This is a genomic window from Acidovorax sp. DW039, assembly GCF_037101375.1.
Taxonomy (GTDB): domain Bacteria; phylum Pseudomonadota; class Gammaproteobacteria; order Burkholderiales; family Burkholderiaceae_C; genus Acidovorax.
Map to the genome: position 1 here is coordinate 2,622,432 of NZ_AP029019.1, position 13,518 is coordinate 2,635,949.

The 13,518-nt window shown below is 59.3% G+C and carries 15 protein-coding genes and 1 pseudogene; 7 read left to right on the top strand and 9 right to left on the bottom strand.

Annotated elements, in window-relative coordinates; genetic code table 11:
* The first annotated feature begins 42 nt into the window (after nt 1-42).
* Both AACH87_RS11735 and AACH87_RS11740 read left to right on the top strand, forming a co-directional pair.
* Nucleotides 43-258: a molybdopterin-binding protein gene (locus AACH87_RS11735; RefSeq protein ID WP_015013774.1), complete on the top strand. Its 216-nt coding sequence runs from the start codon at nt 43-45 to the stop codon at nt 256-258.
* A 312-nt stretch (nt 259-570) separates the two neighbouring features.
* Nucleotides 571-1,764, top strand: a complete 1,194-nt coding sequence (locus tag AACH87_RS11740; RefSeq protein ID WP_338794622.1) for a glycoside hydrolase 100 family protein — start codon at nt 571-573, stop codon at nt 1,762-1,764.
* An 87-nt stretch (nt 1,765-1,851) separates the two neighbouring features.
* Here AACH87_RS11740 and AACH87_RS11745 read toward each other — a convergent pair whose 3' ends face one another.
* The 3 genes from AACH87_RS11745 to pdxH all read right to left on the bottom strand — a co-directional run bounded on the left by AACH87_RS11745 (nt 1,852) and on the right by pdxH (nt 3,722).
* Complete coding sequence (locus AACH87_RS11745; RefSeq protein ID WP_338794624.1) at nt 1,852-2,208, bottom strand: hypothetical protein; 357 nt, start codon at nt 2,206-2,208, stop codon at nt 1,852-1,854.
* A gap of 180 nt (nt 2,209-2,388) precedes the next feature.
* On the bottom strand, nt 2,389-3,057 hold the full coding sequence (locus AACH87_RS11750) for a hypothetical protein (RefSeq protein WP_338794625.1): 669 nt from the start codon (nt 3,055-3,057) through the stop codon (nt 2,389-2,391).
* Nucleotides 3,058-3,083: 26 nt separating this feature from the next.
* Nucleotides 3,084-3,722: a pyridoxamine 5'-phosphate oxidase gene (gene pdxH / locus AACH87_RS11755; protein ID WP_338794626.1), complete on the bottom strand. Its 639-nt coding sequence runs from the start codon at nt 3,720-3,722 to the stop codon at nt 3,084-3,086.
* Between the two features lie 108 nt (nt 3,723-3,830).
* Between pdxH and AACH87_RS11760 the strand changes: the two genes are divergently transcribed.
* From AACH87_RS11760 to AACH87_RS11770, 3 genes are all read left to right on the top strand, one after another.
* Nucleotides 3,831-4,403, top strand: coding sequence for a TetR/AcrR family transcriptional regulator (locus AACH87_RS11760; protein WP_338794627.1), 573 nt, complete (start codon nt 3,831-3,833; stop codon nt 4,401-4,403).
* A 174-nt stretch (nt 4,404-4,577) separates the two neighbouring features.
* A complete protein-coding gene (locus AACH87_RS11765; RefSeq protein ID WP_338794628.1) occupies nt 4,578-5,039 on the top strand; it encodes a (2Fe-2S)-binding protein in 462 nt (153 codons plus the stop codon).
* A 22-nt stretch (nt 5,040-5,061) separates the two neighbouring features.
* On the top strand, nt 5,062-7,335 hold the full coding sequence (locus AACH87_RS11770; protein ID WP_338794629.1) for a xanthine dehydrogenase family protein molybdopterin-binding subunit: 2,274 nt from the start codon (nt 5,062-5,064) through the stop codon (nt 7,333-7,335).
* Nucleotides 7,336-7,529: 194 nt separating this feature from the next.
* Here the strand turns inward: AACH87_RS11770 and AACH87_RS11775 are convergent, their stop codons facing one another.
* Nucleotides 7,530-7,904, bottom strand: a complete 375-nt coding sequence (locus tag AACH87_RS11775) for a hypothetical protein (RefSeq protein WP_338794630.1) — start codon at nt 7,902-7,904, stop codon at nt 7,530-7,532.
* Between the two features lie 107 nt (nt 7,905-8,011).
* Entirely contained in the window at nt 8,012-8,998 is a 987-nt protein-coding gene (locus AACH87_RS11780; RefSeq protein ID WP_338794631.1) for a hemolysin E, read from the bottom strand.
* Between the two features lie 289 nt (nt 8,999-9,287).
* Here AACH87_RS11780 and AACH87_RS11785 point away from each other — a divergent pair.
* A pseudogene (locus tag AACH87_RS11785) lies at nt 9,288-10,138 on the top strand (IS5 family transposase).
* Between the two features lie 143 nt (nt 10,139-10,281).
* Here AACH87_RS11785 and AACH87_RS11790 read toward each other — a convergent pair.
* Both AACH87_RS11790 and AACH87_RS11795 read right to left on the bottom strand, forming a co-directional pair.
* Nucleotides 10,282-10,521: a hypothetical protein gene (locus tag AACH87_RS11790; RefSeq protein ID WP_338794632.1), complete on the bottom strand. Its 240-nt coding sequence runs from the start codon at nt 10,519-10,521 to the stop codon at nt 10,282-10,284.
* A complete protein-coding gene (locus AACH87_RS11795) occupies nt 10,518-10,937 on the bottom strand; it encodes a hypothetical protein (protein WP_338794633.1) in 420 nt (139 codons plus the stop codon). Before AACH87_RS11795 ends, AACH87_RS11790 begins: the two co-directional genes overlap by 4 nt.
* A gap of 466 nt (nt 10,938-11,403) precedes the next feature.
* On the opposite strand from AACH87_RS11795, the gene AACH87_RS11800 reads away from it, so the two are divergent.
* Nucleotides 11,404-11,976 carry a nucleotidyltransferase family protein gene (locus AACH87_RS11800; protein WP_338794634.1) on the top strand — a complete coding sequence of 191 codons (573 nt, stop codon included), beginning with the start codon at nt 11,404-11,406 and terminating at the stop codon, nt 11,974-11,976.
* A 122-nt stretch (nt 11,977-12,098) separates the two neighbouring features.
* Here AACH87_RS11800 and AACH87_RS11805 read toward each other — a convergent pair whose 3' ends face one another.
* Both AACH87_RS11805 and AACH87_RS11810 read right to left on the bottom strand, forming a co-directional pair.
* Complete coding sequence (locus tag AACH87_RS11805; protein WP_338794636.1) at nt 12,099-12,734, bottom strand: DUF4124 domain-containing protein; 636 nt, start codon at nt 12,732-12,734, stop codon at nt 12,099-12,101.
* 145 nt (nt 12,735-12,879) lie between these two features.
* Nucleotides 12,880-13,509 carry a DUF2268 domain-containing putative Zn-dependent protease gene (locus AACH87_RS11810; RefSeq protein WP_338794637.1) on the bottom strand — a complete coding sequence of 210 codons (630 nt, stop codon included), beginning with the start codon at nt 13,507-13,509 and terminating at the stop codon, nt 12,880-12,882.
* Nucleotides 13,510-13,518 lie beyond the last annotated feature (9 nt).

Here is a 13,518-nt window from a genome sequence, read left to right on the forward strand (position 1 = left end):
ATCCACTTTCTTTTTATCAACGGACTTTTCAAGGAGAACCCCATGTCCATTCAAGCCATCAACGTGCGCAACCAGTTCAAGGGCAAAGTGCGCGAGATCATCCGCGGCGATGTCGTCTCTGAGGTCGATGTCGAAACCCCTTGGGGCATCGTCACCTCCGTCATCACCACCCGCTCGGTGGACGACCTGGGCCTGGTCGTCGGCTCCGACGTGGTGGCGCTGGTCAAGTCCACCGAAGTGTCCATTGCCAAGCTGTAACACGGCCTTCTTGATGAAAAGTGGCTCCAGCGCTTGAATATCAAGCGCATGCAGCTACCAAAGTCATAGCAAACGCATGCGGGCGAGCGGTGGACGGCTACACCAGCATCGCCCGGCGTGACGTATCCAGCCGTCACAAGAGGTAATCCAAAGGGGTATTCACCCGCCAGGGTGGTCAGGCAACGCTCAGGGCAGTAACCTGAAAAGCAATGTCTGGCCTGCAGGCTTGCGGCGCGGGCGTGTGGCTGAGGCCGTTCGGCCCGCAGCACGCTCCGCGCACACTTTTCGCCTGCCCTGTGCGTGGATTGCCCCATGAACCACCTTGCCTCACTTCCAAGCTCCTCGCTCGTGCTGATCGATGCCTGTGCCCAGGCGTCGCTTGCGTTGCTGCAAAGCAACCTCACCCCCCATGGCATTCTGGCGGCCAGCCGCACCAAAGAGGCCGTGGCCCGGCGCTACACCCGCATCTTTGGGCGCGACGCCGCCATTTGCGTCATGGCCATGTGCGGCAGTGGCGCGCCTGCGCTGGAAGAGGGGGCCGTGGCCAGCCTGGATGCCCTGGCCGCCCAGCAGGCCAGCAATGGGCAAATCCCTAAGTACGTAGACCCCGAAGGCCGGGACGCCGACTTCTGGTACCTGGGCTGTATTGACGCCACCCTGTGGTGGCTGATTGCGGTGGACCATGTGCGCAAGCATGGCCGCGTGGGCGCAAACCGCTGGGCCGAACCCGTGCAGCGCGCCCTGCAATGGCTGCTGGCGCAGGAGCACCAGCACTTTCGCCTGCTGCAGCAAAACGAAGCCAGCGACTGGGCCGACATCATGCCCCGCTCGGGCTACGTGCTCTACACCAACGCCTTGTGGTTTGACGTGAAGCGCCGTTTCGACCTGTGCCACGCGCACGAAACGCACCACCACTTCAACCACCTGTTCAACCCCTTCCGGCGCGACCTGCACGAGTACCACCGCGCACGCCTGCTGCAGCACTATGCCCGGCGTGGCCGCAGCGACCAGGCGCTGTACCTGAGCTTTGTGAACCTGGGCTTCGTGGGGGATGAGGGCGATGTGCTGGGCAACCTGCTGGCCATTCAGTGCGGGCTGGCCGATGAAGGCATGGCCCACGGCATTGCCAACGCCATCCTCGCATCGCGCGCCAGCGATCCCTATCCGCTGCGTGTGGTGCTGCGCCCCCTGTCGCCCGAGCACGACCTGTGGCGCAGCTACATGGGGCGGCACCGGCAGAACCTGATGCACCAGTACCACAACGGCGGCATCTGGCCCTTTGTGGGTGGCTTCTGGGTAATGGTGCTGGGCCGCCTGGGCCTGCGCAACGAAGCCTGGGCCGAACTGGCCAAGCTTGCTGCCACCAACGCGCAAGACAACTGGCGCTTTACCGAGTGGTTCCACGGCGGCCATCTGGCCCCCATGGGCATGGCAGGCCAGAGCTGGAACGCGGCCACCTTCCTCTTGGCGCAGAGGGCATTGCAAGGGCAGGGCAGTGCCTGGTGAGCAGGAGGGGCAGCCCAGCTCGCCCATCTTGGTTACGGCCGGGCGGTTTGCCTGCGCAGTTGTCGCCCATCAAAGCTGGAGACAAGCCTACGGCCGCAGCCAGATCTTGACTGTGACGTACAGCGCATACCCGAGCGCCAGCACAAACCACGCCAGAAAAAACACGTTGGCCCAGTACGGCCCCGCCTGCTCCGCCAACGTATAAATTTGCCCCGCGCAGCCCTTGCCCACGCAAGGCACCTCACCCCGCACCAGCGCGCGCAGCAGGGCAAATAACAAATAGCAGCCTGCAGCGCCCAGCACCAAGAAACCTACCGGCCCCACCAAGCCACGGGTGGGCTCGCCTTTGCTGTCGCGATACCCTTGTTTGAGCAGCTTTTGACCATGCCGGTAGAAGACGTAGCCAACCAAAAGCATGAGTGCGTAGTAGAGGAACGTGAGCATAGGGGGCAGAGGGTGTTTCCGCCCCATGGTAACCCCCCGGCCCCGTGAGCCCGCGCCGGGGCGCGACAGGTGGGGTCAGCTTTGCGTTTATCACGCCTATTTTCTTCAATAAAAAAGCCACCAGCGCTTATCTAATGAGCGCTGGCAGCTATTTATTTCATAGCAAATGGCGAGACTGACCTACCGAGGAAGACACCCTGCAAATCCCTTCGGCCCGGAGGCAGATACCTCTGCCTGTGTCAGGGCCGCCATGGCGTCGTTCTGGCCAGGGGTTTTGTTCAGGCGCTGGCCGTTTTGCCAGCGCCACTGTTGCCCATCAAAGCTGTAGATGAAGGTGTGGGTGCGGTTGGCCAGCAGGTGCGCAGGCGCAAGGATGATGGCTTGCACCTCGGCCTGCGTGGGCGCAGTGGCCCGGGCCTCGTTGTCCTTCACCACCAGCTTGCCCACAAAGGGCGTAACGGCAGATTCAGTGGGCGTGATCTCGGCCACCACCTGCGCAGCGCTAAAGCCGGTCTTGGCCCAGGTTGCGGTGCTCGCGCCGTTTATCCCACCGTTTATCCCATCTTTTGCCGCGCCGTCTTCCATGTTGGCAGAGGCGGGGGGAACTGGGGTTGCGGATGTCACGGGTGCCACCTCGGGCTGCCGGGCGGCCAAAAATTCAGTGCATGCTGCCGCAATGGCAGCAAAGGTTTCGTTGGCTTTTTGCGTGACGGCCGCCGGTTGCTGCGGTGCCGCTGTCTTGTTGCAGGCGGCCAGCAACGTGCAGGCCAACAGGGCGGCAAGGCCGCCCCAAGGCCGCGCCCCACGTGCCACGGCCAAGGCTGGCCGGGGCCCGATTGGGGTGAGCACGGGCAATGTGTTTGAAGCGGGCACGTTCACGGGGCCAGCCGTTCGCGCACCCAGTGGCCGCCGTCCAGCCGATAGCTCAGGCGGTCGTGCAGGCGGCTCTTGCGGCCCTGCCAGAACTCCCACTGGTCGGGCTTCAAGCGGTAGCCGCCCCAGTGCGGCGGGCGCGGGGGCTTGAGCATGAACTGCGCCCCATACTTGGCCGCATTGGTCACCAGCACGCTGCGCCCGGCAATCACCTGGCTTTGGGGGCTGGCCCATGCGCCAATGCGCGAATCGAGCGGGCGACTGTGAAAGTACGCGTCGCTTTCCTCGTCGCTCACCTTCTCCACCACGCCCTCAATGCGCACCACGCGCTCCAGCTCCACCCAGTGAAACTGCAGCGCTGCAAACGGATTGCCCGCCAACTGGCGGCCCTTGCGGCTGTCGTAATTGGTGAACCAGACAATGCCGCGCTCGTCGTAGCCCTTGATCAGCACAATGCGCGAGCTGGGGCGCATATCGCCGCCCACGGTGGCCAGCGTCATGGCGTTTGGCTCGGGCACTTCGGCGCTGATGGCTTCCTTGAGCCACTGGTCAAACTGCTGCAGCGGGTCTGCGTGCGAAGCGTCTTCGTTGAGTTCGGCACGCTCGTAACTCTTGCGGAGGTCTGCGATGGATATGCTCATGCCCGCCATTGTGCACCCGCCCCCAGGCTGCTCGCCCCCGCAAGGGCGTCGGGTCGTCAAGGCAGGGGCTTCTTGCCCGAATGAATGTTCGCCTATACTGGAATCGCCATGAAGCTCAAGGACGACGAAAAACAGCGCGCCATTGCCCAGGCCACGTTTGACATCGTGGCCCAGACGGGCCTGAGCGGGCTGACCATGGCCGAAATTGCGCGCGCTGCAGGCATTGCCACCAGCACGCTGTACGTCTACTACCCCTCCAAAGACGAGCTGATCAGCCAGCTCTACCAGGACGCCAAGACCGTGACAGCCGAGCGCATCATGCAAGGCGTGGAGCCCGGCATGCCCCTGAAGGCCCGCGTGCGGCGCATGTGGTTCAACCTGCTGCGCCACCGGCTCGACCAGTACGCCGAGGTGGTTTTCCAGGAGCAGTACTACAACTCCCCCTGGTTCACCCAAGGCGACCGCGAGTTTTCCACCCGCCTCATGGCAGGCTTTTTCGCGGTGATGGAAGAGGGTCAGCGCAACGAAATCCTCAAACCCGTGCACGGCCCATTGCTCATTGCCAGCCTGCTGGGCTCGGTGCGCGAAACCGCCAACCTCATCCGCAGCCGCGTGCTGCCCGACGAAGACTCTGTACACCAGGTCGCATTCAGCTTGTGCTGGGACGCCCTCAAGGCGTAGATTTCGCCTCTGTTGAGGCTTTCGTCTGCAGTGTCCGCAGCATGGCTGGCTGTGGTGGAGGCAGTGCCAAGAACCAAAAAAAATGGGGCACGCTGTGCAGAAAATTTTTAGTCGAATAATAATTCAGCCAAAAATTCATCCCATCCCCCAACCGCCCCACCAGGAGCCCTCACGATGCCTACCCTGAACATCAACGGCAAAGACACCGCCGTCAACGCCGACGACTCCACCCCCATCCTCTGGGCCCTGCGCGACACGCTGGGCATGACCGGCACCAAGTTTGGCTGCGGCCAGGCGCTGTGCGGGGCCTGCACCGTGCACCTGAACGGCTCGCCCGTGCGCTCGTGCATCACGCCCATCTCGGCCGCAGTGGGCCAGAAGATCACCACCATCGAAGCCATTGCCGCCGATGACAAGGTGGGCAAGGCTGTGCACGCCGCCTGGGTCAAGCACGACGTGGCCCAGTGCGGCTACTGCCAAAGCGGCCAGATCATGAGCGCCACCGCGCTGCTCAAGGGCAAGAAGAAACCCACCGACGCTGACATCGACGCCGCCATGGCGGGTAACGTGTGCCGCTGCGGTACCTATGTGCGCATTCGCGCCGCCATCCACGACGCCGCCAAGTCCTTGGCTTAAGCACACAGAGCAGGAGAACACCATGCATTTCGACGCTCAAACCGCCCGCGCCCACATGCCAAAAGGCCTGGTAGCGCTTATGGATCAAGCGCAAGGCGCTATCAATACCGAAGCAAGTGCTGCTACCGCTGACGGCGTGGCGCGCCGCACCTTCCTCAAGGCTGCTGCTGCATCCGGCTTTGCGCTGGGGGCCTATCCGCTGGTGGCCGCTGCGCAAGGTGCAGGCGTGGCACCCGCCGGGCTCAAGCCTTTTGAGCAACCCTCGGCCTTTGTGCGCATTGACACCGACGGCACCGTCACCGTCACCATCAACCGCCTGGACTTTGGCCAGGGCGTGCAAACCGGCCTGCCCATGATCCTGGCCGAAGAGCTGGACGCCGACTGGGCCAAGGTGCGCAGCGTGCACGGCGACGCCAATCCCGCTTATGCCGACCCCGCTTTCGGCATGCACCTGACGGGCGGCTCCAACTCCATGAAAAACTCGTACGCGCAGTACCGCGAGCTGGGTGCCCGCACCCGCGCCATGCTGGTGTCTGCCGCCGCTGCGCAGTGGGGTGTGGACCCATCCACCCTGCGCACCAACGCAGGCTTTGTGGTGGGCCCCGGTGGCAAAAAGCTGGCCTACGGTGCGTTGGCCGAGGCCGCCATGCAGCAGCCCGTGCCAGCGAAAGTCGCCCTCAAAGACCCCCAGCAGTTCCGCATCATCGGCAAGCCCACGGGCCGACTCGATGCCAAGGCCAAATCCAGCGGCCAGCAGGACTACGGCATTGACGTGCGCCTGCCCGGCATGCTCACCGCCGTGGTGGCCCGCCCACCCGTGTTTGGTGCCAAGCTCAAGTCGCTGGACGACAGCGCTGCCAAGGCCATCAAGGGCGTAAAAGCCGTGCTGCGCGTGCCCACCGACCGGGGCGGCGAAGGCGTGGCCATCATTGCCGATGGCTACTGGCCCGCCAAGCAAGGGCGCGATGCCCTCAAGGTGGAATGGAACACCGCCAGCGTCGAAAAGCCCGATACCGCCCAGCTGCTGACCCAATACCGCACCCTAGCAAAGCAGACGGGCACCATCGCCATCCCCGCCGATGTGGCCCCGCTGGCCAACGCGCCGCAAAAGATCAGTGCCGAGTTCACCTTTCCCTACCTGGCCCACGCGCCCATGGAGCCGCTGAACTGCACCGTGAAGCTCGATGGCGATAAGGCCGAGCTGTGGATGGGCACCCAGATGCCCGGCCTGGACGCCATGGCCGCCGCCAAGGTGCTGGGCGTGCAGCCGCAAAACGTGAAGGTGCACACCCAGATGGCCGGTGGCGGGTTTGGCCGCCGCGCCATTCCCACCAGCGACTACGTGGTGGAGGCCTGTGGCGTGGCCAAGGCCGCCCGCACTGCAGGCATCAACGCCCCGGTGCGCACCCTGTGGAGCCGCGAGGATGACATCAAAGGCGGCTACTACCGCCCCATGCACGTGCACCGTGCCGAGATCGGTTTTGATGCCCAGGGCAACATCCTGGCGTGGGACCACGTCATCGTCGGCCAATCCATCCTCAAGGGCTCGCCATTCGAGGCCTTCATGGTCAAGAACGGCGTGGACACCACGGCGGTGGAGGGCATGAAAGAGCCCTACAACATCCCCATGCGCCTCTCGGTACACCACCCGCAGGTCAACGTGCCCGTGCTGTGGTGGCGCAGCGTGGGTTCCACCCACACTGCCTACGCCATGGAAACCCTGCTCGATGAAGTGGCGCGTGCGACGAAGCAAGACCCCGTGGCCTACCGTTTGCGTCTGATGGGTGACAAGCACCCCCGCCACAAGGCTGCTCTGCAACTGGCGGTGGACCAGTCCGGCTACGGCAAAAAGAAGCTCGCCGCAGGCCGCGCCTGGGGTGTGGCGGTGCACGAGTCGTTCAGCTCGGTGGTGGCATACGTGGTGGAAGCCTCCGTCAGCAAAGACGGCACCCCCAAGCTGCACAGCGTGACCGCTGGCGTGCACTGCAACCTGGCCGTCAACCCCAAGAGCGTGGAAGCCCAAGTGCAGGGCGGGGCGCTGATGGGCCTGTCGATGTGCCTGCCCGGCGCAGCCATCACCTTGAAGGATGGTGTGGTGGAGCAAAGCAACTTCGGCGACTTCGCCGTGCCCCGCATCACCGACATGCCCCAGGTGGCCGTGCACATCGTGCCAAGCGCCGAGCCGCCTACCGGGATGGGCGAGCCTGGGTTGCCACCGCTGGCGCCTGCATTTGCGAATGCGGTGGCGCGTTTGACGGGCAAGACGCCGAGGGAGCTGCCGTTCAAGTTGGCTTGATCGGGTTGGATGGAATGAAAGCGCCGGGTTTGGAAAAGCCCGGCGCTTTTTTTATGGCTTGTTCAGTTGCATGCGTCTGGTTCTGGTGCATCGGGCCTTGCTCAGGCGAGCAACTTTCGGCCCATTTCGATCCTCAGGCAGGGTTGACCTTCCCTATCAGAATGCAATGATTATTAATTTAGGTATAAATTGCATTAATCGTTTTTTAGAGGTTCAAAGGAGGTGCAGGTTTTCTTGATTCCATTAACTTCATAAGTTGTATTAAATACATGGAATGTGCCTTGCTTCTCCCCGTTTATATAACTTTCAACGGTTGCGTGTTTGGCGCTTTTGATTACACAATTTGCGGGGGGGAGTCCTCCTCGATGAAAGCCCTTTTTCACCAAACAGGTCCCTAAATCATACTGATTTTTCAGAGATGAACTTTCTGTTTGTTTTATCCAGGGGTCGTTTATTTTTTCGCAAGCGTCTTTGGAAATGCCCTGAATGCACGTGCATGCCGCATTTGCCTGAATTGAAAGCACTGCTGCAAATAAAATACCAATAGCGAATTTGGCAAAATTATTCATTTTGATGCTCTTTGATTTGATAATTTTAGGAAAATTTCAAATATAGAGAGGTCGTGTAATAAAATCATTGCACACCTCTCTATCTTATAGATCAATTTTTGCCGCAGTCAATCTATCAAAGTCAAAGAGCGTTTTGAAAGTTCGGCGAGATAGTCATGCGCATTCACCCACTTGATTGAGGAAGGTGCTATCGGTTTCTTGGTGTGCCGCTCAATATAATTCATGCACTTTTCGCTCAAGGCCTGCGTTCTGATAAGAATTTGATCCTTGAGCATATTGTTCTGATCAATCTCAAGAATGATCTTTGTTTTTGCAACCTCAGCGCGAAGACCAGTCAGCACAAACATTTCTTCTTCAAGCTGATTCTTAGTCCTTGCAATGTTGTCTTGAGTGCCTACTATCAGGCCCTTCATAGTAATAAAGAACTGTTTGATAGATAAAAACTTTTTCGTCAATTCGGGGATGAGTTTTCCCTCCACAACGCCAGCAGCCACCGCGTAGGCAATGATGAGTCCGAACGGCCCAGCTACTGCTCCTGCAGCGGCGCCAGCATATGCTTCTTTGCGAATCTTTGAGACTTGAAATTGAAAATATTCACTTTTTTCATCGAAATCAAAAACCAGTCTTGTGTCAAGTTCAGTGAGTTTGCCACAGGCGCTATTAAACGACATAGAGCACTTGTTCAGACTGTCTAGGCCTTCTCCTATTAGCAATTCACCCTTTTCTAAGATCGCCAGCAAAATATGTTTCTGCAGATCGACTGTTTTTGGATTGTAAAGCGAGTCTTCATAAATGGCGATGAGATCTATCGCAATGCTGCACCAGCCATATACGGAGGTGACTGCTTTTTTGTAATGATCCTGGGCATCCAGAAGCTGAGTTTGTACTTCGCCAACTAACTCGGCGGCTTCCTTGGAGTAGTCGGCTCTGTATTTATCGAGTTCTGCCAAAGTTTCTTCAAATGTTCCCCATGGAATAATTTGATCGACAGCTTTGTTAAACAAATCAAGTGCCTTGTCTGCGGCGTCAATCGATTTATCAATCAAATCAACAACTTCATCTGGCGTTATGGTTGTCAATGATGTAGCTTGCATTTCCAAAACTCCCAATAAATAAAAATCACCCTACTTAGGGCTGAAGAATCACAACCCATTTCTAGATTGCAAGACAATTTTTTAACAATTTTTTTTCGTGTGCAAGTTTTTTTTGGGAATTTTTTATTAAATTTTCTGCGCATTTTTTTGTTGATTTTTTTATATTCTTGCTGCAAGCCTTTGCGTTATGCATATGTGCTGATCCATCTGTTTTGAATCAGCGGCAGCTTTGGGGTACTGATAGGCTTTGTTGCACAAATCGGTCCCATTGCACTGGTAGTCTCAGTGCATGAGTGAACCCCGGTAGCCAAAGACCCGCTACAAAACCACCAACTGGACGGAGTACAACGCAGTACTCAAAGCCCGAGGGTCGCTCACAATCTGGCTGGACAAAGACATACAGTGGTACGCACCTGCCAGTGGCAAGCGGGGTCGCCATCGCACGTTCACAGATGCCGCCATCCAGTTTTGCCTGAGTATCAAGAGCCTGTTTGGGTTGGCCTTGCGCCAAAGCCTGGGGCTGATTCAAAGCCGGCTGCATCTGGCGGGTTCCCGACTTCAGCACCGTGAGTCGCCGCCAAAAAACTCTGCAAGTACAACTGCCCTACCAGCGCAGCAGCACAGCGCTGGTGTTGCTAGTGGACAGCACAGGCATCAGGTTCTTGGGCGAAGGGGAGTGGAAGCGAACGAAGCATGGGGCTGAATACCGGCAACAATGGCGCAAGGTGCATTTGGGCATGGATGCCAGCACGCTGGAGCGACAGGCCATTGAAGTCACAGACAACAGCGTGGGCGACTCGCCCATGCTGCCCGGACTTCTAGCGCAGATACTCCCGGATGAGCCGATAGCCAGTGTGAGCACCGACGGTGCCTATGACACCAAAGGCTGCCATGCGGCGATAGCCCAAAGAGACGTGCAGGCGGTAATCCCCCCCGCGCAAGAACGGCAAGCCGTGGAAGGAAACCGGGGATGGAGCAGCAGTGCGCAATGCAGCGCTGCGAGCCTGCCAAAGGCTGGGGCGGGTGAGGGCGCGCACGTTTGAGCGCCAGGTCACAGAGTTGCATGTGCGGGTGGCATTGCTCAACCGCTTCACGCAACTTGGGTGCCCGACAACGGTGCCTGTGGCGACCGTGGCATAGCTGCGTCTGCGTCTGCGTCTGCGTCTGCGTCTGCGTCTGCGTCTGCGTCTGCGTCTGCGTCTGCGTCTGCGTCTGGGGTTGGGGTTGGGGGGTATTGGGTTTGTGCACAAAGCAGTGGAGATGCGCCGTAGGTTTGGCGGCCCTCAATCCTTGAGGATCACCCCCAGAATTTCCAGTTTTTTCGCAAACGAGTCCCTGCGCTTGGCGGCCTTTGCCGCTGTTTCGGTAGCGGCTTGGATGGCCTTGGGCCCTTTATTCGCAGCCGCTTTGATCAGCCCAAACTTGTGAGCGGCATCTGCCTCGGCCCGCTTGAATGTAGCAATCAGTTCAGCATGCGCAATGTGTGGGTTCACAGTGGCTCCTTTATCCATCAGCGCCGTCACGCTTCAATTTTGACGTTGGCGCGGAGCAAGGCTGTTCTCAATTCGCGAGTCGCCGGTTTGGCAATGTCCACCTTTTGCACCGCCAGGTCGAACGAAGAGCCGGGCTTGATGCTGGTGGGCAGTATCTTTTTGGCGGGCAGCTTGGCAGGGTAGGTGCCTTTGCCCGGACACATGCGAACGGAAAACCCGAATTCGTCGAGCAGGCCTTTCGCATACAACTCCGCCAATTGGTGAAACGATACGAAGGTGGACTTTTTCACGTCTTTGAGTCCAGGCTGGCTGACGCCGCGAACGAGTTCGAATTTGCCCAGCGAATCGCGCTGGGTATCGGTAAAAGGATGCAGCAGGAAGGTCTGGCGAACGCCATCCTTTTTGGACACCAAAGTGTGCTCGACGGCTATATCGGTTAGCAGCATATTTTTTTCATCTCCGCGAGTTGCAGTTTGCACGGCCACAGCAGCCGATGTACCACCCGAAGGGCGAGGACTGTAACTGAAGGGCCGACAGTGACCGATCCCTGTGGCGCGGCAACAAAATCGCTGCGGACCGAAACTGTCTATCTATGGCGGCCGAGCACAAGTCTGAAATCAACCTGAGGCTCCCCTTGTTCTGCAAATCATCCTGTTGCATAAAAATGGCGTCTAGCGCTTTCTGGATAAGCGCAAGCAGCTATCAATTTTGAAGTGCTCTAACGGGGTATATCCGCCGCAATCACGTCATTTCACACTGCGCTGATTGCACTTTGCTCCCTATCGTCAGCCGCCTCAGGCGCAAAGATGTCCGGCTGGTCGCAGCGCAGTTTGCCGGTCATGGCCCAGCCGCTGCCGCGCAGCGATGCCATGATCTGACTTGCCCCAACCAAGCTTTTCCTCATCCACTTCCATGCCCCTCAACCTACCTACCGTCCTCATCCTCGCCTCAGGCCGTGGCGAACGCTTCAAGGCATCCGGCGGCACAGTGCACAAATTGCAGGCCCTGCTAGCGGGCAAGCCGGTGCTGCAGCACACGCTGGACGCAGTGCGCGCCAGTGGCTTGCCATGGCATGTGGAGGATGCCGGGCACCCAGGCATGGGTGATTCGATTGCAGCCGCTGTGCGGCAAACAGTGAGCGCTGCAGGCTGGCTGGTGCTGCCGGGCGATTTGCCTCTGGTGCAGCCCGCCACGCTGCAGGCCATGGCGAAGGTGCTGCAGGAGAAACGGGCCGTGGTGGCATGGCCGGAGTTTGCGGGCGAGCGCGGGCACCCGGTGGCATTTGGGCGCGACTGTTTGCTCGACTTGCTGGCCCTGCAGGGCGAAAAGGGCGCTGCGCCCGTGGTGCGTAAATGGGCAGATCAGGGGCACGGGCTGGCCGTGCCGGTGGTGGATGAGGGCGTGGTGACAGACATTGACACCGTGCAGGCGCTGGCGCGAGCCGAAGCTTTGCTGGCGGAAGAACCAAACGCTGCAAGGAGATAGTGGCGGGCGCTGATCTGGGGCAGGGGTAATACGGAGGCCAACCAACGTGGCCCTAGCTTGATGCGCGTTCTTTAGTCCCCTTAAAGGGCAATGAGGCAGCCTCCACAAACCGCACAACAGGCTCAGGAGCAGCGCCAGTCTGCCGTGGACTTACCAGCAGACTTGGTGCAAATGCGGCCATCGGCTGCGGTGATGGAGTCGGCGTTGTTCTTTTTATAGACGCCTCTGGCATCGTCGTAACAAAAGCCGCTGTCGCAATGGGTAATGACCGGGTTTCTCACGATCACCTTGGGTGGCTCTTGCATGAGCGGTGTGTTGGTGCCGCAGGCAGCGTTCACATTGGTGATGGCGGCATTGGTGCGCATGCGCTTTTCATCCGGCGACAGCGTGCGAATGCTGGAGACAAACTCCATCTCTTTCTGCGCGTTTTTGCAGGCTGGTGAATTGACCAGGGAGGTAGGGGTGTTTGTAGAGGTTGGCGCTGGGCTTGGGGATGAAGTTGAGGCGTCATGCTGCGCACGTTCGGCCGATTGGGCGCGGTATTTCCTTTCAGTGGCTGCCTCTGCGTTGGCACGCTCCTGGGCAATTTCTGCCGCACTTTTTTGGCGCTCGATCAGCTTGCTAGTTTGCCCTTCGGGGCAAGGCGCATCGGTGTAGACGCTCTGACCTGCTGCGTTGGTGCAGCGATGTACTTGGGCTTGTGCCGTTGCGGTCACGACAGTGCCGATAACGATTGCAATCAGTTGGCTTTTTCTCATGGCTCCTCCTGTACAGAGTGCAACGTTTGAGCTCATGTGTGCGCTGACCGCATATGCAAATTGTCCTCAAACTGTTACATCGACAAAGGCGTGGGGCCGTAAATGCGGCAGTGGTTACAGAGTGACGCTGGGTCTTGAACGTGTCTCAGCCGAAGAAAGCCTCGGCAGGTACGTTGACTGCTGCGCTGGCGCTGAGCTGATGGCGTGCAAGGTATTGCCCCACCAGTGCAAACCCCACTGAATATCCGCAGTGCCGAGGAATCGACTCTGCAGGGCTACCAAAGAACCATGCGGGGTGGTTGTACCAAGGCGCATCCAGCTCAGGCTGCATCCGCTGCGTCATGGAGCTGATCTGCTCGGTGGAGAGTGCTTGGGCGTAGAAGGGTGTATGCCCCATGGCCTCCACTTCAAAGTGGCAGGCCAGCCCTTCTGAGACCAGGGCTGTGCGCAGCGTGCGTCCGTAACCTACTGAACGCTCTCGCATGCAGTGGTGCACTTCATGGGCAAATAGGGCGGGGACGGCGGTCTGGATGTGTTGTGCAAGATAAGGATTGCCGGGGTCTACCTTCATATGTAGCAAATGCTGCCCCTCGGCAAAACCATTGACACCCAGCTCAGGAATTACGGCTTCGGTCGCGTAGGTCACTACATCCAGTGGGGTGATTGGGAGCAGGGTGGCTACACGGTCGGCGGCGGTGACCAGCAGCCTGCGCAGTTGCGGCAGCCAGGGGGCCAGCCGTCCGCCTGCGTCAGGAAAGTGGAAATGAAGGCTCAAGTATGGGTC

Excerpts from the sequence above, each read along its gene's own strand:
- AACH87_RS11735 (WP_015013774.1), top strand. The coding sequence starts at position 43 with ATGTCCATTCAAGCCATCAACGTGCGCAACCAGTTCAAGGGCAAAGTG.
- AACH87_RS11740 (WP_338794622.1), top strand. The coding sequence starts at position 571 with ATGAACCACCTTGCCTCACTTCCAAGCTCCTCGCTCGTGCTGATCGAT.
- AACH87_RS11745 (WP_338794624.1), bottom strand. The coding sequence starts at position 2,208 with ATGCTCACGTTCCTCTACTACGCACTCATGCTTTTGGTTGGCTACGTC.
- pdxH (WP_338794626.1), bottom strand. The coding sequence starts at position 3,722 with ATGAGCATATCCATCGCAGACCTCCGCAAGAGTTACGAGCGTGCCGAA.
- AACH87_RS11760 (WP_338794627.1), top strand. The coding sequence starts at position 3,831 with ATGAAGCTCAAGGACGACGAAAAACAGCGCGCCATTGCCCAGGCCACG.
- AACH87_RS11765 (WP_338794628.1), top strand. The coding sequence starts at position 4,578 with ATGCCTACCCTGAACATCAACGGCAAAGACACCGCCGTCAACGCCGAC.
- AACH87_RS11770 (WP_338794629.1), top strand. The coding sequence starts at position 5,062 with ATGCATTTCGACGCTCAAACCGCCCGCGCCCACATGCCAAAAGGCCTG.
- AACH87_RS11775 (WP_338794630.1), bottom strand. The coding sequence starts at position 7,904 with ATGAATAATTTTGCCAAATTCGCTATTGGTATTTTATTTGCAGCAGTG.
- AACH87_RS11780 (WP_338794631.1), bottom strand. The coding sequence starts at position 8,998 with ATGCAAGCTACATCATTGACAACCATAACGCCAGATGAAGTTGTTGAT.
- AACH87_RS11795 (WP_338794633.1), bottom strand. The coding sequence starts at position 10,937 with ATGCTGCTAACCGATATAGCCGTCGAGCACACTTTGGTGTCCAAAAAG.
- AACH87_RS11800 (WP_338794634.1), top strand. The coding sequence starts at position 11,404 with ATGCCCCTCAACCTACCTACCGTCCTCATCCTCGCCTCAGGCCGTGGC.
- AACH87_RS11805 (WP_338794636.1), bottom strand. The coding sequence starts at position 12,734 with ATGAGAAAAAGCCAACTGATTGCAATCGTTATCGGCACTGTCGTGACC.